The organism is Kitasatospora sp. NPDC085895, assembly GCF_040702125.1.
Lineage (GTDB): Bacteria > Actinomycetota > Actinomycetes > Streptomycetales > Streptomycetaceae > Kitasatospora > Kitasatospora arboriphila.
Window position 1 is genome coordinate 1 of sequence record NZ_JBFBJY010000091.1, and the last position, 20,801, is coordinate 20,801.

Below are 20,801 nucleotides of genomic sequence, written 5' to 3' on the forward strand. Positions count from 1 at the left end.
CCACGTCGAAGTACCGGGCGAACTTCTCCCAGCACACCTGGACGGGCCCGCAGACCAGGTTCGGGCGCTCGGTCGACTGCCCGGCGGCCTTGCGCTGGCGGTGGAGGAGACCCGGGCGCCCGGGGGCTCGTCCATGAAGGGCATGAACTTGTCCGGGAATCCGGGCATGGTGCAGGCGATGCAGACGCCGCCCACGTTCGGGCAGCCGCCGACGCCGTTGATCCAGCCGCGCTTGGGCACGTTGCACTTGACGACCGGGCCCCAGCAGCCGAGCTTGACCAGGCACTCCGGCTCGCCGTACGCCTCCGCGAACTGGCCCTGCTCGTAGTAGCCGCCTCGGTCGCAGCCCTCGTGGACGGTCGCGCCGAACAGCCAGGTCGGCCGCAGCTTGTCGTCCAGCGGGATCATCGGGGCCGCGCCGGTCAGCTGGTAGAGCAGGTAGGTCAGCGTCTCGGAGAAGTTGTCCGGCTGGATCGGGCAGCCCGGCACGCAGACGATCGGCAGGCCGGCCTTGGACGTCCAGTCCCAGCCCAGGTAGTCGGGCACGCCCATGGCGCCGGTCGGATTGCCCGCCATGGCGTGGATTCCGCCGTACGTGGCACAGGTGCCGATGGCGACCACGGCGGTGGCCTTGGGGGCGAGCCGGTCGAGCCACTCGCTGGTGGTGATCGGTTGGCCGGTCTCCGGGTCGTCGCCGAAGCCGCACCAGTAGCCCTCCGGCTTGATGGACTCGTTCGGGATCGAGCCCTCCACCACCAGCACGAACGGCTCCAGTTCGCCGCGTTCGGCCTTGAAGAACCACTCGATGAAGTTGTCCGCGCCCTGCACCGGGCCGCACTCGAAGTCGATCAGCGGCCAGTGCACCGCGACCTCGGGCAGGCCCGGCAGGGCGCCGGTGACGATCTCCTCGATGCTGGGCTGCATCGCGGCGGTCAGGGACACGGAGTCGCCGTCACAGCTCAGACCGGCGTTGATCCAGAGGATGTGCACCGGCGGCTGCTTGCCCTCCGGTGGCGTGCCCCGGCCGGCGGCCTGGGCGTCGGTAGCCGTAGCACCCATGTGGATGCCTCCTAGAAACGGGGATGAGACCGGACAAAACGGACTCAACGCTCTTCATAGCAGCGTCCGCACTCCACCGCCCGGGCGAACGGCCGACGGGGTCGCTCGAACGGGCTCAGCCCGCCGTGGGTGCCGGGCCCTTGTGTCGCCGCACCACCCGGCATACGGTGTGTTCCGCCCCGTCGAACACAGCGTTTGATCCGGGGTCGGACACGCCTGCCGAACCGGGGACCCCATGACCGACCAGACCACCGGCACCACCGCGGAGGCCGACGCCCGCGCCCTCGGCGCCCGCATCCGCGGCTACCGGGAGGCCCGCGCCCTGTCGCTGCGCGCCCTCGGCGAGACGGCCGGTGCCAGCCCCGGCTTCCTCAGCCAGGTCGAACGCGGCCTCGCCGGCGCCAGCATCGGCATGCTCCGCAGGATCGCCGACGCCCTCGGCCTCACCATGGCCGACCTCTTCGACCACTCCGCACCGGCCGGGCCCCGGGTCGTCCGCCGCGGGCTCCGCCCCGCGCTGCCCACCGCGCCCGGCACCCGCAAGTACCTGGTCTCCCAGCGGCCGCTCGCCCATCTGGAGGTGTACGCGGGCGAGTTCGACCCCGGCTCCTCCACCGGCGAGGAGGCCTACACGCACGGCGACTCCCAGGAGATCCTGCTCGTCCTCGCCGGCGCCGTGACCGTCGAACTCGACGGCCACCCGTACACCCTCGACGCCGGCGACAGCCTCGACTACCGCACCGCCGTCCCGCACCGGGTCGCCAACCGCTCCGACGCCCCCGCCGAAGTGCTCTGGATCGTCAGCCCGCCCACACCCGGCTGACGGCGCCCCCCGAGCCCCCGCACCCCCGCCGGAACGACCTCCAGGCAGTGACCATGAGCCCCGCCCGCACCAACGGCCCCGCCCGCACGAACGGCCACGTCTCCCACTGGTACGCCGCGGACGGCCTGCCCGCCCCGCGACCCGCCCTCGACGGCGACCTCGAGGTCGACGTCGCCCTCGTCGGCGGCGGCTACACCGCCCTCTGGACGGCCTACTACCTGAAGAAGGCCGAACCCGCGCTGCGGATCGCCGTGCTGGAGAAGGAGTTCGCCGGCTTCGGCGCCTCCGGCCGCAACGGCGGCTGGCTCACCGCCGCCCTGCCCGGCCAGTTCCGCCGCTACGCCGCCGCGCACGGCCGGCCCGCCGCCGTCGCCATGCAGCGGGCCATGTTCGCCACGGTCGACGAGGTGGTCGCCGTCGCCGCCGAGGAGGGCATCGAGGCCGACGTCCGCAAGGACGGCGAACTGCACGTCGCCGTCGGGGCCGTCCAGGAACAGCGGATGCTCGCCCACCTGCCCGAACTGCGCGAGGAGGGCTGGGGCGAGGAGGACATGCTCCGGCTCGGCCCCGGCGAACTCGCCGACCGTGTCAGGGTCGCCGGTGCCCGCGGCGCGCTCTGGACCCCGCACTGCGCCCGGATCCACCCGGCCAGGCTCGTCCGCGGCCTCGCCGCCACGGTCGAGGGGCTCGGCGTCACCGTGCACGAGGGCACCCAGGTGCTCGACATCCGCCCCGGCGCGGCCGTCTGCCGCGGGGGAACCGTCCGCGCCCGGCACGTCGTCCGCGCCACCGAGGGCTTCACCGCCGGGCTGCGCGGCCAGCGCCGCACCTGGGTCCCGATGAACAGCAGCATGATCGTCACCGCCCCGCTCGACCGGGCGGTGTGGGACGAGATCGGCTGGCGGGGCGCCGAAGTGCTCGGCGACGGCGCCCACGCCTACTGCTACGCCCAGCGCACCGCCGACGACCGGATCGCCATCGGCGGCCGCGGGGTGCCGTACCGCTTCGGCTCGCACGTCGACAGCCGGGGCGAGACGCACGCCTCGACGCAGCGCCAGCTCGCCGAGCTGCTCGGGCGGTTGTTCCCCGCCGCGGCCGGCGCGCCGATCGACCACGCCTGGTCGGGCGTGCTCGGCGTGCCCCGCGACTGGTGCGCCACCGTCCAGTACGACCCGGCGACCGGGCTCGGCGCGGCCGGCGGCTACGTCGGCCACGGCGTCGCCACCGCCAACCTCGCCGGCCGCACCCTGCGCGACCTCGTCCTCGGACGGGACACCGGGCTCACCCGGCTGCCCTGGGTCGGCCGGAAGGTCCGCGGCTGGGAGCCCGAACCGCTGCGCTGGCTCGGCATCCGCGGCCTGTACGTCGCCTACCGGGCCGCCGACCGCAGGGAGTCCGGCGGCCTCGGCCGCACCTCGCTGAGCGCCCGCGCCGCCGACCTGCTCAGCGGCCGCTGAGCCGCCGCCGGCCCGGGCCGGTCAGCCCGCCGCGGGCGACCAGAGCGGCTTCAGCTGCGCGATCCAGGTGTCCTTGACGGTGAATCCGACGTGCCCGTACAGGCCGAGCGCACCCGTCGGAGAGTCGGCGTCGACGCCGAGCGAGGCCGTGGCGAACCCCGCCTCGCGGGCCTCCGCCATGGCCTGCACCAGTAGCGCCGAGGCGATGCCGCGCTTGCGGCCCGCCCGCCGGGTGCCGACCAGCGAGACGTACAGGTCGCGCCGGCCGGTCGCCTCGGTGTGCGCCTCGTACTCCTCGCCGAGGACGATGCCGAGGGCCTCGCCGCCGGCCGCGTCCTCCTCGACGTCGTAGGCGACGAAGCTCAGGCCGGGGCGGAAGGCCGGGCCGGACGTCATGTGCGCCCAGCCCTCCTCGCTCTGCTCCGTCGAGCCCCAGTGGTCGCGGAAGGCCTCGTTGCGGACCAGCCGGGCGTCCTCGGAGCGCTCGGCGGTGAAGCCGCGCACCTCGATCCCGTCCGGGGCCGGGAGGTCCGGCAGCGGCGCGAGCAGGTCCCGCGTCATGCCGTGGAACCAGCGGGCGGCGGTGTAGCCCTGCGCCGCGTACAGCTCGGACGCCGGGGTGTTCCGCGCCAGGCTGGAGCTGTAGATCGTCAGCGGCCGCTCCGGGTAGCGCTCCAGGTGCAGCGGCAGCGCCGCCTCCTCGGCCCAGGCCAGCAGCGCCGCCCCGACGCCGCGCCCGCGGTACGCCGGATGGACGCCGCCCAGGTAGTACATCTCGTGCACCGGGTCGGCCTCGGTACGCGCCTTCAGGTAGCCGTAACCGATCATCGTCGGACCGTCGTAGAACGCGACCGAGCCCCGGGCGAAGTCGCAGTACGGGTCGGCGAGGTACTCCCGGAGGTCGTCCACGCCGTGGTGCTCGTCCTCCCGGTCCTCGGCCTCGACGGCGGCCAGCAGCTCCAGCCATGCGTCGAACTGTTCGGACCCGATCGGCCGCCGGTCGAAAGGTGCGTCAGTGCCCATACCGCGGGATTCTGGCCGCCCCGCCCGGGGCCTGGCAAAGGATTTACCGGCCGGGCCGCGGCCTCACCGGGCCGCCGGACCGTCGCCGTCCGCTCCCGCCGCGCCGGGGCGGCCCGCCAGCTCGTACAGCGCGTTCGTGGTCTCCGGGTGCTGGATCTCGTCGAGGAGGTGGTCCTGCTCCGGGTTGCCCGAGTAGCGGATCGTGGCCACGCGCTCGCTCGCCGCGTCGGTCGCGTCCCTGGGCTGCAGTGCGTTCACCGCGGCCTCCTTCCGGTGGCGTCCGGGGTGCCCACGCCACCAGTCTAGGGGCGCTCCGCCGTCGGACGGTGGATCGACGGGGAGTGCCGCCGCGGCCGGTGGCGGGACTGTCGGGAGGGTGTGCGAGAGTCTGCGCATGCTCGAGATCGTGGTGAAGACGGAGAACGGGGAACGGCACGTCAGGGTGCCCGCCGAGGAACTGGCCGGGCTGGTCCGCCGGATCGGCGCCGAGGGCGACCGGTACCTGGTGGTGCAGCGGATACCCGACCTGCCCGACGTGTACACCCAGGTCTGGCACAGGACCGGTGGCGACTACCAGTTGGAGCACCGCGACGGCGGCTCGGACCGGCACTTCCAGGCGATGGTCGACGACCCCGAGGCCGTCATCGCCGCGATGACCGGATGGGCCCGCCAGGAGCCCGGCTGGGCCGCCGGACAGGACTGGGAACTGCTGGACATGGGCCCCGACCCCGAGGTGCCGCCGCTCGACCTCGACGATGAGGAGCGCGAGGAGCTGGTGGCCTGCGTCCGCACCGAGCTGCTCCGCGGCTACACCACCCGCGTGCAGTTGGCCGAGACCGCCGAGTACCACCTGGTCAGCGGGGACCGCCGGCCCGTCTCCCGCGCGCAGGCGCAGGCGCTGGCCGACCGGATGTGGCTGGAGCGGGTCGCCGAACAGGCCGACTGGCAGGGCGAGACCCAGCCCGAGCAGCTCACCCGGGCCTTCGCCGCCCTGCAGGCGGCCGGCATCACCGCACGCGAGAACTTCACCTGCTGCCGCACCTGCGGCCAGGCCGAGATCGGCGCCGAGGGCGGCCCCGACGCCCGGGGCTTCGTCTACTTCCACTACCAGTGCACCGATTCCGCCGCCGCCGGACACGGCCTGATGCTGCTCTACGGCGGCTTCGACGGTTCCACCGGGACGACCGCGGCGATCGGCCACGAGGTGGTGGCCGCCCTGCAGGCCGTCGGGCTGGCCACCGAGTGGGACGGCGACCCCGACCGCGCGATCTCCGTCACCCCGCTGGACTGGCGCCGCCGCCTGGTCGGGTAGTCCGGCCAGGGGCGCGTGGGGCACCTGTGGTGATCCCCATGTCTGTTCATCCGGCGGTGCTCAGTCGGGGACTTCGGCGAGGGTGCGGAAGTCGCTTGCGTGGGAGGCGAGTTCGGCCGGTCCCAGGGCGCCGTCGGGCGTCGTCTCGTCGTAGGTGACGAGCATGCTGCCGTCGGCCCAGATGCACTCGCCGATGCTGCCGTGCTGTGCCGGCAGCATGCCGCAGGCCATCGCGCCGCCCCGCGGACCGGGATCGACGGTGCGCAGGCCGTCCACGGGCACGCCGGACCGGCGGAGGCGGTCGAGGTGCTCGCGCAGGGAGGCCGCGGGGTCGAAGAAGTGCTGGTGGCCGCCGTAGGCGGAGACCCGGTCCGTCAGGCCGTCGCCGTACCGGGCCTCGATCGGCCCGAGGCCGCGGGAGACCCCGGTGTGGTAGGCGCCGAGCGGGCCGAGCGACCGGGTCACGACGACCGCCGTCGCCTTGACCGTGAGGGTTCCGTCCTGATGGGCGGGCAGGGAGCGGAACGTCGGCGGGGCGACGAAGCGGTAGGCGCCCAGGGCGGCGAAGTTCTCCCGGTGCGCACAGCCGATTCCGGCCGCGGCCAGCAGGACGGCCGTCAGCGCCGTGGCGACGACGGGCCGCCGCAGCCCGCGGCGACGGCCGGGCCGGTCCGGTGGGTCGGCCGGTCCGTCGGGCCCGGCCGGTCCGTCCGGCTCGTCCTGCGGTGCGTCGGACACGGCTCCCCCTGGTGTCGGTCGGGTCGTCAGGTGGGGTCGAGCGCATCAGGGGCCCGGGTGCGAGGGCAAGATCGATTGCCCTGATCGTCCATGGTCGTCCGCAATTCTCCGCGCCGGATCGTTATCGGCGCGGGGACTGTCGGCGGCGTGTGGCACAGTGCCGCGCATGGAGAACGACCTGCACGGCGAGGCCCTGATCGAGCGTGTCATCGCCAAGGTGAGCGCGGACGGCTGGGAGACGGCCGACATGCCGGACCTCGACGACGAGCCGGTGCCGCTGCCCGCCGGTACCCTCGCCGCCCTCCGGCTGCCGGACGGCCGGCCGCTGCCGCCGAGCCTGCGGCGCTGGCTGGCCTTCGACTCCTCGTTGCCGGTCGGGCTCGGCTGGTACCCGGAGGCCCTGGCGCCCGACCTCGCGGGCGCCCCGCTCTCGGAGACCGTGGACGAGCTGTACGGCTTCGGCAGCGACGAGGAGGCGTGGTCGAAGACGTTCGCCGAGTTCGAGCCGCTGCTGCCGGGCCGCTGCCTGCCGCTGGTGGGCGGCTGCGACTCGCGCCGGCTGCTGTACCTCGGCGAGCCGGACTCGGCGGGGGAGTACCCCGTCCTGGTCACCGACATGGACGACCTTCCGTACGTGGCGGTGATGTACCCGGGGCTGGACGTCTACCTCGCCGACGAGGCCGGCCTCCTCGACCGGGGCTTCGACTCGTACACCGGGCTGATGGACCATCCGGTCTACGGCGCCCGGATGCGGGAGCACGCCGAGCGGACCCGGCTGGGCACCGAGGGGCTGGAGATCCAGGACCTGTACGCCCAGGACGGGGATGAGGCGGAAGGGGCCTGACGGCCCGTACACGGGGGCAGGGCCGGCCGGGCCGTGACGGCCGGGCGGCCCTGCTCCGCAGGTGGGTCGATTTGTGCCGATCTAGCATCGTTCGAGAACGGACTTGGCGCGGCGTCAGGCCGCGCCGGTCCGCACCGCTGCCGTCCCCCCGGGCAGCGGACCCTCTCGAAAGGACCCACCGCCGTGCGCGTGCCCACCCCCGCGAGACTCCTCCTGCCGGCGCTGAGCGCCGTCCTGGCCGTGCCGCTGCTGACCGCCGCGCCCGCGGCGGCCGCCGCCCCGGCCGGCTTCGGCGCGGTCGTGCAGTTCAAGAGCGCCAAGTTCGGCAAGTGCATCTACGACACGCCCGGCGGCGGGAACAACTACCGGCTGCAGGACTGCCACGAGGACGACCTGCGGCAGCAGTTCGCCCGCGAGGTGCTCGGCGACGGCTCGGTCGTCTACAAGGGCGTCGCCTCCGGCCAGTGCCTGGACAACAACGGCACCGCCGCCTACGCGCACGACTGCAACACCAGCGGCTACCAGCACTGGTGGGAGAAGAACAAGGCCGGCCCGGTGATCACCCTGCAGAACCAGCAGACCCTGCAGTGCCTGGACACCGACGGCGACTACGTCTACGTCCACGACTGCGGCGAGCTGACCAACCCGAACCAGCGCTGGCAGATCGTCACCCTGGTCTCCTGACGGGGCTCCCACCGGCGCCCGGACCCGCACGCGCCCGCCGTGCGGCCCGGGCGCCGGGGTGCGTCCCCGGGCTTCTCCGTGCGTCCCGGTGGGCCGGTCGCATCACCCGTTCGGGGGGCCGTGCGCCGGCCCGGGAACAACCGTGAGCGCCGCGGGATTGTCCCCGGTGCACGGGACACCGGCCGAAGGGGAGCAACCATGTCCACGCTGACCGTCCGTTACATCGGCGGCCCGACCGCCGTCCTGGAGCTCGGCGGGCTCCGGCTGCTCACCGATCCGACCTTCGACGGGCCCGGCGCCCACCCGGTCGGCGCCCGGACGCTCACCAAGACCGCCGGTCCCGGGCTGCCGCTCGCCGAGATCGGGCCGGTGGACGCCGTGCTGCTCTCGCACGACCACCACCCGGACAACCTGGACGCCTCCGGGCGCGAGCTGGTCACCGGCGGCGCGGTGCGGACGGTGCTCTCCACCGGATCCGCGGCCGACCGGCTCGGCGGGGCCGTCCGGGCGCTGCCGAACTGGGAGCACACGGTGCTGGCCCGGCCCGACGGCGGCTCGCTCCGGGTCACCGGTGTGCCCGCCCTGCACGGGCCGCAGGGCAGCGAGCCGCTGGTCGGCGAGGTCACCGGCTTCGTGCTGTCCGGCGGCGGCCTGCCCACCGTCTACGTCAGCGGGGACAACGCCTCGCTGGACATCGTCCGCGAGGTCGCCGACCGGGTCGGCCCGGTCGACGTGGCGCTGCTCTTCGCCGGCGCCGCCCGCACCCCGCTGATCCCGGACGCACCCCTCACCCTCACCAGCGCCCAGGCCGCCGAGGCCGCCGCGATCCTCGGCGCCCGCCGCGTCGTTCCGCTGCACTTCGAGCACTGGACGCACTTCACCGAGGACGGCGACTCGCTCGCCAAGGCCTTCGACGCGGCCGGCCTGGGCGACCGCCTGCACCGGCTCGCGCCCGGCGGCCTCGTCCGGTTCTGAGCCCGGCCTGCCGGGATCCGTTCGGCGGCGGTCGTACGGCGGCGGCCCGTGCGGCGGCGGTCGGTGCCGCTGCCGCACGGGCCGTTCCGGAACCTCAGGTCACCGCGCCGGGTCGGTCCCGGGGCGGGCCGTCAGGGAGCTGCCGGAGGCGCGCAGCATCTCGTCCCGCGGGACGACCTTGATCCGCTCGCGGCCCTCGCGCTCGCCGAGCGCCCGCTCGTGGGCGTCCAGCTGCTGCCAGCCCTCCCAGGTGGTGTAGTCGACGCCGCGCTCCTCCAGGAAGGCCACCACGGCGTCCTCCGCCGGAGACCCGGCGGGCCGCAGCAGGCCGGCGCGGTGGTCCGCGACCAGGCAGGCGACGGTCTCGTTCGCATCGCCCTTGGTGTGGCCGATCAGGCCGACCGGGCCGCGCTTGACCCAGCCCGTGACGTACGTCGAGGGCAGGTGCGCCCCGGCCTCCAGCACCCGGCCGGCCTCGTGCGGGACGGTCGCCGTCATGGCGTCGAAGGGCAGCTTGGGCAGCTCGTCCGAGCGGTAGCCCACGGCGCGGTACACCGCCTGGACGTCCCAGTCGCGGAAGACGCCGGTGCCCGTGGTGTCGCCGGTGCCGTCGAGGGCGGTGCGCTCGGTGCGCAGGCCGACCACCCGGCCGTCCTCGCCGAGGACCTCCACGGGCGACTCGAAGAAGTGCAGGTGGATGCGGTGCGGGCGGTCGCCGATGTCGCGGATCGCCCAGTTCTCCAGGGTGGACGCCACCATGTCGGCCTGCTTGTTGCCGCGGCGGGTGGCGATCGAGCCCTCGTCGTAGTCGATGTCCTCCGGGTCGACGACCACCTCGATGGTGGGGGAGTGGTCGAGCTCGCGCAGCTCCATCGGGCTGAACTTCGCCTGCGCCGGGCCGCGGCGCCCGAAGACGTGGATCTCCACCGCCCGGTTGGCGGCCAGCCCGTCGTACACGTTGGCCGGGATCTCGGTGGGCAGCAGTTCGTCCGCCGTCTTGGCCAGGATGCGGGCCACGTCGAGGGCGACGTTGCCGACGCCGAGCACGGCGACCTTCTCGGCCTCCAGCGGCCAGCTGCGGGGCACGTCCGGGTGGCCGTCGTACCAGGAGACGAAGTCGGCTGCGCCGTACGAACCGTCGAACTCGATCCCGGGTATCCCGAGGTCGCGGTCGGCCACCGCGCCGGTGGCGAAGACCACGGCGTCGTAGAAGCGGTGCAGCTCCTCCAGGGCGAGGTCGCCCGGGTAGTCGACGTTGCCGAAGAAGCGGACCTGGGGCTTGTCGAGCACCTGGTGCAGGGCGGTCACGATGCCCTTGATCCGCGGGTGGTCGGGCGCCACGCCGTAGCGGATCAGCCCGAACGGGGCGGGCAGCCGCTCCAGGATGTCGATCGAGACACCCGGGTCGGCGGCGACCTCGGACTTGAGCAGGGCGTCGGCCGCGTAGACGCCGGCGGGGCCGGCTCCGACGATCGCGACCCGGACGGGGCGGGACATGGCGGCATCCTTCGGCAGGGGCGGGCCGCGGACGGCCCGGGAACGGACGGCGGAGAGGTTTCCGAATGCCACCTTCGCTGCCTTGGACGTTCCGCGGTACATACCTCTGCTTTATGTGCCCATAGGTTTGACTTATGGGTGGCTCGGGCACCTTCCCGGATCCATCGGCCGGTGGTCGCGCCCAGCCGCCGCGCAACGCTACCGCCGCCACGCTCCGCGGGGCCGTCCGGCCGCTTAGTTCAAGGCTCGACAAAAGTGGGGTGGCGTTGTTGGATCTCCGGGAGGGCGCCCCCGTCGGGGGTGTCCCCGGCCGCGTGCTCGCGCCGTTCGTCGATCCGTCCCGTGTCCGCAGAGGAGTGCCGTGACCGCCGCAGTGACCGGGGAACCCGCCGGGGCCGGCCGGGTGGAGGAGGAGCGCGCCGCGCAGGAGCTGGCCGAGCGGCGGGTCCGCCGGGCGCTCGGGGCGGTGGAGGTGGTCGGCGGGCGGGCCCTGCACGGAGGGCTCTACAACTCCGCCCGGCTGGTCGAACTCGCCGACGGCCGGCGCCTGGTGCTCAAGGCCGCGCCGCCCGCCGACGCCCCCGCGCTCACCCACGAGCAGGGCCTGCTCGGCACCGAGACGCTCTTCCACCGCCTCGCCGCCGCCACGGGCGCCCCCGTCCCCGCCGTCCTGCACCACGAACCGGCCGGCCCGGACACCCCCGGCGCCTGGCTGCTGCTGGAGTACCTCGACGGCGACACCTGGGACGAGCTGCGCGACGGCCTGACCGGCAACCAGCGGGCGCCGCTGCGCCGCCAGTTGGGTGCCGTCGCCGCCCGGATCGCGGGTGCCACCGGCCCGTGCTTCGGCTACCCCCAGCCCGTCACCGGTCTGCAGGGCGCCGACTGGCCGACGGCCTTCGCCGGGATGCTGCGCGCCGTGCTCGCAGACGCCGAGCGGTTCGGCGTCCCGCTCCCCGCGCCGGCCGCCGTGCTGGCCGGGCTGCCGGAGCGGTTCGCCCCTGCGCTCGCCGAGGTCCGCCGGCCCGCCCTCGTCCACTTCGACGCCTGGGAGGGCAACCTCGTCCTCACCCGCGACCCCGTGCACGGCGGCCCGCGGCTCGGCGGCCTCATCGACGGCGAGCGCGCCTTCTTCGGCGACCCGCTCGCCGAACTCGTCGGGCTCGACCCGCTCGGCACGCCCGGGGACGACGCCGACCTGCTGGCCGGCTACCGGAGCATCGACCCCGGCCTGCGCACCGACACCCCCGCGGCCCGCGCACGCCTGGCGCTCTACCGGATCTACCTGGCGCTGGTGATGCGGGTCGAGAGCGCGCCCCGCGGCTACGCCCCCGAGCACACGGCCTGGCTGCTCTCCTGGTCCGCCGAACGGGTCACCGAACAGCTGGCCCTCCTGGACGGGCTCGACGGGAAGGGCGCGCCGGGGCCCGGCGGGACGGCCACCGGGCCGGGCGGGACGGCCGCCGACGGCTGAGCGGGCGTCAGTCGACGTCCGGGCGGCGGGCGAGCAGTTGTGCGTGCGGAGTGCGCTCGCCCTCGTAGGGGCCGCGGCCCAGCCGGGCGACCTCAGTGAGCCCGGCCTCCCGGAGCAGTGCGGCGAGTGCGTCCGGCCACCAGCGGTGGGCGGGCGCGACCTTGTGGTCGTAGGCCGTGACCGGGGGGACGGGTCCGTCGGCGGACTGGAAGGCGATCAGGACGTGCCCGCCCGGCGCCAGCAGGCGGTGGAACTCCGTGAACACGCCCGGCAGTTCCGCGGGCGGCGTGTGGATCAGCGAGTAGTGGGCGAGGATGCCGCCGAGCGAGCCCGCTCCGAGTCCGGTGCCGAGCATGGGCCCCTCCTCGAAGCGCAGCTGCGGGTGCCGCGACCGGGCGATCGCCACCATGGCCGGTGAGACGTCGATCCCGAAGGCGTCCACCCCCAGCCCGTGCAGGTAGGCCGTCACGTGGCCGGGCCCGCAGCCGAGGTCGGCCACCGGCCCGCCGCCCTCCTGCAGCACCAGCCCGGCGAGGGCCTCGATCATCGCCCGGTCCAGCGGCCGCGCCCCGAAGCCGTCGGCGAACAGCTCGGTGTACTGGACGGCCACCGCGTCGTAGGCGTCCCTGGTGGCGTCGAGGTGGTCGGCGCCGGTGTTCTCCGTCATGCGGGCAGGCTATCGGCCGGCCCGGGCCGCGGGCCCTTGCGCGGCGGAGCCCGTCCGGGGGCTCGGGTCCGTGCTCAGCCGGGCGGCCCGGAGGGTGAGGTAGTGGCGTTCGGACAGGTTGGTGGCGCGTTCGGCGGCGGCGCGGTAGTCGGCGAGGGCCGCCTGCCGGTCGCCGGCCATCTCCTCCAGGTGGGCGCGTGCCGCGTACAGGCGTTGGTGCCCGGCGAGGGCGTCGGGGGTGTCGAGCCGGGCGAGCAGGTCGAGTCCGGTCCGGGGGCCGTGCACCATCGCGGCGGCCACGGCCCGGTTGAGCCGGACCACCGGGTTGTCGGCGAGGCGTTCCAGCACGCCGTACAGGGCGAGGATCTGCGGCCAGTCGGTCTCCTCGGCGGTGGCGGCCTCGTCGTGCACGGCGGCGATCGCGGCCTGCAGCTGGTAGGGACCGACCGGTCCGCGCGGCAGGGTGGCGGTGATCAGCGCGGTGCCCTCGGCGACGGCCGCGGCGTCCCAGCGGCCGCGGTCCTGCTCGGCGAGCGGGACGAGTTCGCCGTCCGGCCCGGTGCGGGCGGCGCTGCGGGCGTGGGTGAGCAGCATCAGGGCGAGCAGTCCGGCGGCCTCGCTGCTGTCGGGGACGGCGCGGTGCAGGGACCGGGCGAGCCGGATCGCCTCGCGCGACAGGTCGGTGCGCTGCAGGTCGGGTCCGCTGCTGACGGCGTAGCCCTCGTTGAACACCAGGTACAGCACGTGCAGGACCAGATCCAGGCGGTGCGGCAGCTCCTCGGCGGCGGGCATCGAGAACGGCACGCCGGAGGCCTTGATCCGCTGCTTGGCGCGGCTGATCCGCTGGCCCATGGTGGCCTCCGGCACCATGAAGGCGCGGGCGATCTCGGCGGTGGTCAGCCCGCCCACCGAGCGGAGGGTGAGCGCGACGGCGGCGGCCGGCGACAGCACGGGGTGGCAGCAGAGGAAGAGGACGGTGAGCGAGTCGTCCCGGTCGGCGCCGCCGTCCTCGTCGGCGGCCGGTGCGGTGCGGCGGTCGTCCGGCTCGCGGGCGGCGACGGTCTCCTCGCGCCGGCGGCGGGCGGTCTCGCTGCGGACCTGTTCGGTCATCCGGCGGGCGGCGACCTGGACGAGCCAGGCCCGCGGGTGGTGCGGCAGTCCCTGCTCGGGCCACTGGACGGCGGCCGCGAGCAGGGCCTCCTGGACGGCGTCCTCGGCGGCGTAGAAGTCGCCGAACCGCCGGGTGAGCACGCCGACGACCCGCGGCGCGAGGTCGCGCAGCAGGTCGTCGACGGAAGGGCCGGTGCCGGTGCCGGTCAGGTCAGAGCTCCGCGGGCGGGGCGGCCATCACCTGGCGCACCTCGATCGCCATGTTCAGCGGGTCGCCGCCGGGGCCGGGCGCGGAGGAGGCGTGCGCGGCGATCTCGATCGCCCGCCCCTCGCTCTCGCAGTCGACGATCCAGTAGCCGGCCAGGAACTCCTTGGCCTCCGGGAAGGGGCCCTCGGTGACCAGCGGGCCGCCGGTGCCCGAGGCGCGGACGATCTTCGCGGTGTCCGGGAAGGCCAGGCCCTGGCCGTCCACGAACTCGCCGTCGGCGACCAGCTTCTCGTTGGTGGCGGCCATGAAGGCGATGTGCGCCTGCACGTCCTCCTCGGCCCACTCGGTGATCGCCGGGAAGTCGGTGTTCCGGGCGCTGAACTGCATCAGCAGCATGTACTTCATCGTTCTCCTCGCCGTGCGGGCGGCCCCGGGCGGGGGCGCCGTCACAGGTGGGTAGAAGCCGGCGGCGCGATTTCGACAGGCCGGGCCCGGATTCCCCGAAGAATCTTGGAACGCTCCCGCCGGAGGTCCGCTCCGGAGGTCTTGCCGCGGGCGCTAGCGCAGGTCGGCGCGGCGGGCGCGGCCCCACCAGGACAGGAAGCTGTCGATCACCTGGCCCGTCCCCGCCGGGGTGGGCCGCCGGTGCCGGGGCAGCGACCAGGCGCGGGCCTGCTCGGCGAGGTCCCGGGGGGAGCAGGAGCAGCCGGCGGAGGGGGAGCACGGTGTCATGGACGTGGCCTTCCCATGCACTGTCGCGGTCTCGTCACAGAACCGTACCGGTGGCGCAACCGGGTTCCGGTTCTGACGCGCCGTCGATAGCGGAACGTCACCCTCCCTTTGTGAGGCCCGAGGGGTGGGCGAGGCGGCTCCTCGGCGGATCCTGGGCCGTTCCTGAGAATGGATCAGGTGCACGGACGGCTCCCGCGCGGTACGGTTCCCAGGTCGCGGAGCTCGCGGGGGGCGCGGGCTACCCGCCGGTCACCTGGGAGTTTGCTGAGTGGGGAGCGCGGGGGGCGTACGGGGTGGGTACGTGTGAAATGGCAAATGACCTATGTGCTGATTATTCGACAACTTTGCACTCTCCTGGGTGATTCGGTGGATGCGGCCGGGGCCGATGGTCATACGATGTGCGGCGGGGGATGACGTTGCGCGGCGCCCGTGAGCGCCGCGTTTTGTTGGTGACCACACGTACACCGCAATGCGCACTCGCACATCGCACGATCCGGACGGCGACTCTCCGCGCGAACCGCGCGCCGTCCGAGGGGGAGGGACACCTCATGGGGCGTAGAGCCCGAATTGCCGCTGCCTGCACGGTGGCGGGCCTCGTCATGACGCTGGCGCCGATGCCCGGCGCGTACGCGGCCACGACTCCCAGGATCGACCTGCGGCTGCTGGTCGTCGACGACGGCGGACCGGCCGTCGGCGCGATCGTGGCCGAGCTCGACAGCACCGGCGTGCCGTACACCCGGATCGACCTCGCCGCGGCGGGCCGTCCGACCATCGCCGCCGGCTTCCTCAGCGACACCCTGAACGGCGCGCCGCGGGCCAAGTTCCAGGCCGTGGTGATGCCCAGCGAGAGCCCGGCAGGCCTCAGCGCCGCCGAGCTCACCGCGCTCGCCTCCTACGAGGCGCAGTTCGGCATCCGCCAGGTCGACGCCTACACCTATGCCGGTGCGAGCGTCGGCCTCAACTGGGGCACCCTGCCCGGTGCCTACGCCGGCACCCTGGACGGCGTCCAGGCCCAGGTGACCACCGCCGGCAAGTCCGGGCCGTTCGGCTACCTCGAGGGCGGCATCACCTTCGAGGACAACTCGCCGTCCGTGTCGGAGAGCTACGGCTACATCGCCACCCCGCTCGCCCAGCAGGCCGCCGGCGCCACCTTCACCCCGTACGTGGAGGCGCCGATCCCCGGCACCGACACCCGCGGTTCGCTGGTCGGCGAGTACGCCCACGACGGCCGCCGCGAACTGGTCGTCACCTTCGTCTACAACGCCTACCAGCGGCAGTACCGGCAGCTCGCCCGCGGCATCGTCGAGTGGGCCACCGAGGGCATCCACCTCGGCTACGACCGCAACTACTTCGCCCTGCACGTCGACGACGTCTTCATGTCGGACGACCGCTGGGACACCGTCCTCAAGTGCACCCCCGGCGACGTGACCTGCCCGCCCGGCAGCAACCCGGAGGAGCACCCCAGCCGGATGTCGGTCGCCGACGCCCAGTACCTGAAGCAGTGGCAGCAGGACCACAACTTCAAGGTCGACCTGGCGTACAACGGCGGCGGCTCCGAGGACTTCAAGGCCGACGGCGACGGTACCGACCCGCTGGTCGCCCAGCTGATCGCCGACCAGTCCGCCTACCGCTGGATCAACCACACCTACCAGCACCAGTTCCTCGGCTGCGTGCAGGACACCACCGTGGTGCCGTGGCGCTGCACCACCAACGCCAGCGGCCAGACGGTGTGGACCAGCCAGGCCGACATCACCTCCCAGATCACCAACAACCGCACCTGGGCGGCGAACAACGGCCTCACCAACGTGGACAACACCGAGCTGGTGACCGGCGAGCACTCCGGCCTCGTCACCAACCCGCAGCAGCCCACCGACAACCCGTACCTCGCGCCGTCCGTGAACAGCACCGGCACCCGCTGGCTGGCCAGCGACGCCTCCCGCGAGCACGACCAGCGGGCCGTCGGCAACGCGCTCACCATCCCGCGCTACCCGCTGAACGTGTTCTACAACGCGGCGAAGACGGTCGAGGAGGTGGACGAGTACAACTGGATCTACACCTCCCGCGCGCAGGGCGGCAGCGGCATCTGCGAGGACAACCCGGCCACCAGCACCTGCCTGCCCACCCCGCTGGACGTGAACACCGGCTACGCCGACTACATCGTCCCGCTGGAGGCCCGACTGGCCGTCAACCGGGCGATCAACAACGACCCGCGGCCGCACTTCGTGCACCAGTCGAACTACGCCGAGGACCGCATCGCCTACCCGGTGATGGAGCGCATCCTCTCCGAGTACGACGGGCTGTACGCCTCCAACACCCCCCTGGTGAACCTTCGTCAGAAGGACATCGGCGTCGAGCTGCAGCGCCGCGCGCAGTGGAAGAACGCCGTCGACACCGGCCAGGTCACCGCCTACCGGGTCGGCGACACCGTCACCATCAGCGCTCCGTCGGGCGTCCTCGCCGAGGCCACCATGCCCACCGGCACCGTCCAGAAGCAGCTGATCGGATCGACCGCGTTCGGCTCCGCGTACGCCGGGCAGCTGTCCGGCTGGGCCGGCCCCGGCCTCACCCAGGTCAACGTCACGCTGAAGCTGCCGGCCGGCGAGGTGCCGGCCCAGACGGCCATGACGGCCCTGCGCACGACCATCGCCAAGACGGTCGCGAGCCTCCCGGTTCCGAAGGGTGTCAAGACGCCCGTCCCGGCCGGCCCGGCCGCGAACGGCACCACGGTCAACGAGCTCACCGCCAAGAACACCAAGACCGCGCCCAAGTCGACCGCGACGAAGGGCGGCACCCGCAGCACCCGCTGATCCGACCGGACGGCGACCGCCGCCGAACGCCCCGGGCCGGGGAGCGACCCTCCCCGGCCCGGGGGCACCGGCCAGCACCACGCGCACCACCACCGCCCGCCAGCCCGGGGCGGGATTTCCTGGGGGGGAATCCATGAACACACGTCTGCACGCCGTGCCCGCGGCCGGGACCGAGCCCGACGCGCCGGGCGCGGCACGCCCGGCCGACCTGGCGCACCTGGTCGGCACCCGCGTGACCATGCTCACCGAGGGCACCTACCCGCACAGCCACGGCGGCGTCAGCGTCTGGTGCGACCAGCTCGTCACCGGCATGCCGGAGATCGAGTTCCGGGTCATCGCGATCACCGGCACCGCCGGGCAGCCCCTCTCCTGGGACCTCCCCGGCCACGTGACCGACGTCCGCGCCGTCCCGCTCTGGGGCCCCGCCCCACCGGGCCAGGCACCCAAGGGCGCCGCCATGCGCGCCTTCCTCACCGGCTACGAGCGCTTCCTGCTCTCCCTGCTCGACCCCGCCGAGGAGGAGGCCTTCGGCCCCGAGCTGTACGTCCTCGCCGATCACGCCCGGGCCGGCCGGCTCAGCCCCGCGCTGCGCTCCGAGGCCGCCCTGCGGGTCCTCGCCGACGTCTGGAACCGCCCCCACCTCGCCACCGCCGCCGCCAAGCCCAGCCTGCACGACGCCCTCACGGCCACCGAGCTCCTGGAGCACGCGCTGCGCCCCCTCGCCGCGCACCCCAAGCCCGGCGGCGTGCTGCACGCCGTCAGCGGCGGCCTCGCCGCGCTGCCCGGCCTGGTCGGCAACCACCTGCACGGCACCCCGTTCCTGCTCACCGAGCACGGCATCTACCTGCGCGAGCGCTACCTCGGCTACGGCACCGGCTACGCCTGGCCGGTCAAGGCGCTCGTCCTGGGCTTCTACCGGATGCTCGCCGTCGAAAGCTACGCACGGGCCGCCCTGGTCACCCCCGGCAACCGCTACAACCGCCGCTGGGAGGAGCGCGCCGGCACCCCCGCCGAGCGCATCCGCACCGTCTACAACGGCGTCGACCCGGAGGCCTTCCCGCCCGCCGGCCCCGAGCCGGAGGTGCCCACCCTCAGCTGGGCCGGCCGGGTCGACCCGATCAAGGACCTGGAGACGCTGATCCGGGCCTTCGGCATCGTGCGCGCCGAGATACCCGGCGCCCGGCTGCGGCTCTTCGGCGGCACCCCCGCCGGCGGCGCCGCCTACCGGGAGCGCTGCGAGGCCCTCGCCGCCGAACTCGGCATCGGCGACGCCGTGGTCTTCGAGGGCCGCGTCGACGACATCCGCGACGCCTACGCGGCGGGCAACGTCGTCATGCTGTCCAGCATCAGCGAGGGCTTCCCGTTCACCCTCATCGAGGCGATGTCCTGCGGCCGGGCCACCGTCTCCACCGACGTCGGCGGCGTCCGCGAGGCCGTCGGCGACACCGGGCTGGTCGTCCCGCCGCGCGAGCCCGAGGCGATGGCGAAGGCCGCGCTCGAACTGCTCCGCGACGCCGACCGCCGCGCCGAGATGGGCCGCGGCGCCCGGATGCGCGTCATCGAGCAGTTCACCCTCCGCCAGACCATCGACTCCTTCCGCGACATCTACAGCGAACTCGACCGCCGCGACCGCTTCCGCACGGCCCGCGACGACGGCCCGTTCGACTGGTGGACGCCCGCCCAGCGCGAGACGGCGGAGGTCGCAGCCGGTGCCGCCCGCTCGGCCGTCGGAGCCGCCGGATGAGCACCCTGCTGAACCTCTCCGAGGACGGGCCGCGCCCCGAGGACACCGTCGTCCTGCAGCTGCCGCCGGCCCGCCGCAAGAAGGCCGCGAAGCCGGACGAGACGCTCGCCCTGCGCGTCCCGCCGCCCGAGGAGCTCACCGGCAAGGCCGCCGGCACCCTCCGCAACCCCGACGAGACGCTCGCCCTGCGGATCGTCGAGCCCGGTGCCGCCGGACGCGGCGCAGCGGAGCCCGTGCCGCTGCCCGAGGACCCGCTGGACGAACTCGCCGAGCGGCTCGCCGACGTCTGCGCCCGCGCCGTCCACCCCTTCGAGATCGCCGCCGTCCTGGAGTCCGACGGACTGACGGACGAACAGGCCGCCGTCCGCTACGGCCGCACCGACTCCTTCTCCATCGCGGAGGAGCTCTTCGCCCGCACCGAGCGGCGCCACCCCGCGCCGCCGGAGCCGCACGACCCCTGGCAGGCCGACCCGCTGCGCACCGTGCTGCGCGGCCTGCTGTTCGCCCTGCCCGGCCTCGCCTACCTTCCGACCGCACCGTTCCTGCAGTCCGGCGGCGCCGGCAGCGCCCTCGCGCTGACCGCACTGGTCGGCTGGAGCCTCAACCAGGCGCTCGCCCACCGGGCGTACGCCTGGCGCTCGCTCGGTGCCCGGGCCGCGGTCGGCCGCAGCCTGCTGCGCGGCGGTCTCACCGCCACCGCGCTCGGCACCGGCGCGGCCGCCCTCGCCAGGGCGGACACCGCGGTACTGCTGTTCGCCGCGGGGCAGTCGCTCTACCTCGCCTCGGCCACCGTGCTGCTGGTGACCCGGCGGGCCAAGCGGCTGATGGGCGCGCTCGTACCGACCACCGCCGGTGCGGCCGCCACCCTCGCGGTCGACCTGCCGAACTGGCTGCGGATCGCCGGCCCGGCGCTGTCGCTCCTGCTCGCCGCCGTCTTCGCCGGCATCGAGATCGGGCAGCGGCTCAAGGCCGGCGACAAGACGCCGGAGGCGGGCGTGCCGCTCGCCGACAGCCTGCCGCACGGCCTGTTCGGCCTCGCCGTCGGCGCGCTGGTGATCACCGCCTCGTTCGGCGACCCCTGGCGGCCCGCGGTGCCCGGCGGCGCCTCGGCCGCCGTCGCGCTGACCCTCACCATGGGGCTCGCGGAATGGCTGCTCTTCCGGTTCCGCAGCCGCTCGGTGACGGCGCTGTACACCAGCACCACCGCCGACCAGTTCCGCAACCGCACCGACCGCACGCTCGTCAGGCTCCTCGCGGGCTACCTCGTCGTCCTCGCCGCCCTCGGCACCGGCGCCGCACTGCTCTGGACGGGCGCCCTGCCCGACCCGGTGCAGCTCGGCGGACTGCTGCTGCTCGGCGCCCTGCTCTGGACGGCCCTGCTCCTCCAGGTCTTCGGCGCCGTGTGGCCGCCCGCACTGATATGCACCGCGGCCGCCGTCGCGGAGAGCACCGCCGGCGCGCTGGACCCGGCCCGGGCCACCCCGGCCAGGCTTGCCGCCACCGGCCTCGCCGTCGGCGCGCTGGTCCTCGCCGCCCGCGCCAGAACCGGCCGCGTCACCGCGCACAGATGACGCGCACCGCGCACGGCTGACGCGCCACCCGCCCGAACGGGCCCGTGCCGCACCGACGGCACCACGTACCCCCCCC

General features: G+C 74.3%; 19 protein-coding genes. 10 read left to right on the forward strand and 9 right to left on the reverse strand.

The features are described 5' to 3' along the window. Positions 1-1,059, reverse strand: a 1,059-nt coding sequence (locus AB0442_RS35515) for a hydrogenase expression protein HypE (protein ID WP_366167682.1), incomplete at its 3' end; no start/stop codon positions are given. A 235-nt stretch (positions 1,060-1,294) separates the two neighbouring features. On the opposite strand from AB0442_RS35515, the gene AB0442_RS35520 reads away from it, so the two are divergent. Then, positions 1,295-1,882, forward strand: a complete 588-nt coding sequence (locus tag AB0442_RS35520) for a cupin domain-containing protein (RefSeq protein WP_366167683.1) — start codon at positions 1,295-1,297, stop codon at positions 1,880-1,882. Positions 1,883-1,935: 53 nt separating this feature from the next. Continuing rightward, positions 1,936-3,339, forward strand: coding sequence for an FAD-dependent oxidoreductase (locus AB0442_RS35525; RefSeq protein ID WP_366167684.1), 1,404 nt, complete (start codon positions 1,936-1,938; stop codon positions 3,337-3,339). A gap of 21 nt (positions 3,340-3,360) precedes the next feature. Here AB0442_RS35525 and AB0442_RS35530 read toward each other — a convergent pair whose 3' ends face one another. After that, positions 3,361-4,362 carry a GNAT family N-acetyltransferase gene (locus AB0442_RS35530; protein ID WP_366167685.1) on the reverse strand — a complete coding sequence of 334 codons (1,002 nt, stop codon included), beginning with the start codon at positions 4,360-4,362 and terminating at the stop codon, positions 3,361-3,363. A 63-nt stretch (positions 4,363-4,425) separates the two neighbouring features. After that, positions 4,426-4,620, reverse strand: coding sequence for a hypothetical protein (locus AB0442_RS35535; RefSeq protein WP_366167686.1), 195 nt, complete (start codon positions 4,618-4,620; stop codon positions 4,426-4,428). Between the two features lie 136 nt (positions 4,621-4,756). Between AB0442_RS35535 and AB0442_RS35540 the strand changes: the two genes are divergently transcribed. Beyond that, positions 4,757-5,674 carry a hypothetical protein gene (locus AB0442_RS35540; protein ID WP_366167687.1) on the forward strand — a complete coding sequence of 306 codons (918 nt, stop codon included), beginning with the start codon at positions 4,757-4,759 and terminating at the stop codon, positions 5,672-5,674. A gap of 60 nt (positions 5,675-5,734) precedes the next feature. Here AB0442_RS35540 and AB0442_RS35545 read toward each other — a convergent pair whose 3' ends face one another. After that, the gene (locus AB0442_RS35545; RefSeq protein WP_366167688.1) at positions 5,735-6,412 is read right to left on the reverse strand and encodes a hypothetical protein; all 678 of its coding nucleotides are present in this window, start codon (positions 6,410-6,412) and stop codon (positions 5,735-5,737) included. A gap of 166 nt (positions 6,413-6,578) precedes the next feature. On the opposite strand from AB0442_RS35545, the gene AB0442_RS35550 reads away from it, so the two are divergent. The 3 genes from AB0442_RS35550 to AB0442_RS35560 all read left to right on the forward strand — a co-directional run bounded on the left by AB0442_RS35550 (position 6,579) and on the right by AB0442_RS35560 (position 8,915). After that, positions 6,579-7,256: a hypothetical protein gene (locus AB0442_RS35550; protein ID WP_366167689.1), complete on the forward strand. Its 678-nt coding sequence runs from the start codon at positions 6,579-6,581 to the stop codon at positions 7,254-7,256. A 183-nt stretch (positions 7,257-7,439) separates the two neighbouring features. After that, positions 7,440-7,940 (forward strand): ricin-type beta-trefoil lectin domain protein, encoded by a 501-nt coding sequence (locus tag AB0442_RS35555; RefSeq protein ID WP_366167690.1) that lies wholly within the window; start codon positions 7,440-7,442, stop codon positions 7,938-7,940. Between the two features lie 198 nt (positions 7,941-8,138). Then, entirely contained in the window at positions 8,139-8,915 is a 777-nt protein-coding gene (locus AB0442_RS35560; RefSeq protein WP_366167691.1) for an MBL fold metallo-hydrolase, read from the forward strand. A 99-nt stretch (positions 8,916-9,014) separates the two neighbouring features. Here the strand turns inward: AB0442_RS35560 and AB0442_RS35565 are convergent, their stop codons facing one another. After that, positions 9,015-10,412, reverse strand: coding sequence for an FAD-dependent oxidoreductase (locus AB0442_RS35565; protein ID WP_366167692.1), 1,398 nt, complete (start codon positions 10,410-10,412; stop codon positions 9,015-9,017). Between the two features lie 361 nt (positions 10,413-10,773). Between AB0442_RS35565 and AB0442_RS35570 the strand changes: the two genes are divergently transcribed. Beyond that, positions 10,774-11,886: a phosphotransferase gene (locus AB0442_RS35570; protein ID WP_366167693.1), complete on the forward strand. Its 1,113-nt coding sequence runs from the start codon at positions 10,774-10,776 to the stop codon at positions 11,884-11,886. A 7-nt stretch (positions 11,887-11,893) separates the two neighbouring features. On the opposite strand, the gene AB0442_RS35575 is transcribed toward AB0442_RS35570, so the two are convergent. The 4 genes from AB0442_RS35575 to AB0442_RS35590 form a co-directional block, all read right to left on the reverse strand. Next, positions 11,894-12,553, reverse strand: a complete 660-nt coding sequence (locus AB0442_RS35575; protein ID WP_366167694.1) for a methyltransferase domain-containing protein — start codon at positions 12,551-12,553, stop codon at positions 11,894-11,896. 9 nt (positions 12,554-12,562) lie between these two features. Continuing rightward, positions 12,563-13,873 carry a sigma-70 family RNA polymerase sigma factor gene (locus AB0442_RS35580; RefSeq protein WP_366167706.1) on the reverse strand — a complete coding sequence of 437 codons (1,311 nt, stop codon included), beginning with the start codon at positions 13,871-13,873 and terminating at the stop codon, positions 12,563-12,565. A 1-nt stretch (position 13,874) separates the two neighbouring features. Beyond that, a complete protein-coding gene (locus AB0442_RS35585) occupies positions 13,875-14,276 on the reverse strand; it encodes a YciI family protein (protein WP_366167695.1) in 402 nt (133 codons plus the stop codon). Between the two features lie 153 nt (positions 14,277-14,429). Further along, positions 14,430-14,603: a hypothetical protein gene (locus AB0442_RS35590; RefSeq protein ID WP_359983250.1), complete on the reverse strand. Its 174-nt coding sequence runs from the start codon at positions 14,601-14,603 to the stop codon at positions 14,430-14,432. Positions 14,604-15,202: 599 nt separating this feature from the next. Here AB0442_RS35590 and AB0442_RS35595 point away from each other — a divergent pair. From AB0442_RS35595 to AB0442_RS35605, 3 genes are all read left to right on the forward strand, one after another. After that, complete coding sequence (locus AB0442_RS35595; protein WP_366167696.1) at positions 15,203-17,410, forward strand: hypothetical protein; 2,208 nt, start codon at positions 15,203-15,205, stop codon at positions 17,408-17,410. 238 nt (positions 17,411-17,648) lie between these two features. Next, positions 17,649-19,154 carry a GT4 family glycosyltransferase PelF gene (gene pelF / locus AB0442_RS35600; RefSeq protein WP_366167707.1) on the forward strand — a complete coding sequence of 502 codons (1,506 nt, stop codon included), beginning with the start codon at positions 17,649-17,651 and terminating at the stop codon, positions 19,152-19,154. Beyond that, positions 19,151-20,725, forward strand: a complete 1,575-nt coding sequence (locus AB0442_RS35605) for a hypothetical protein (RefSeq protein ID WP_366167697.1) — start codon at positions 19,151-19,153, stop codon at positions 20,723-20,725. Before pelF ends, AB0442_RS35605 begins: the two co-directional genes overlap by 4 nt. Positions 20,726-20,801 lie beyond the last annotated feature (76 nt).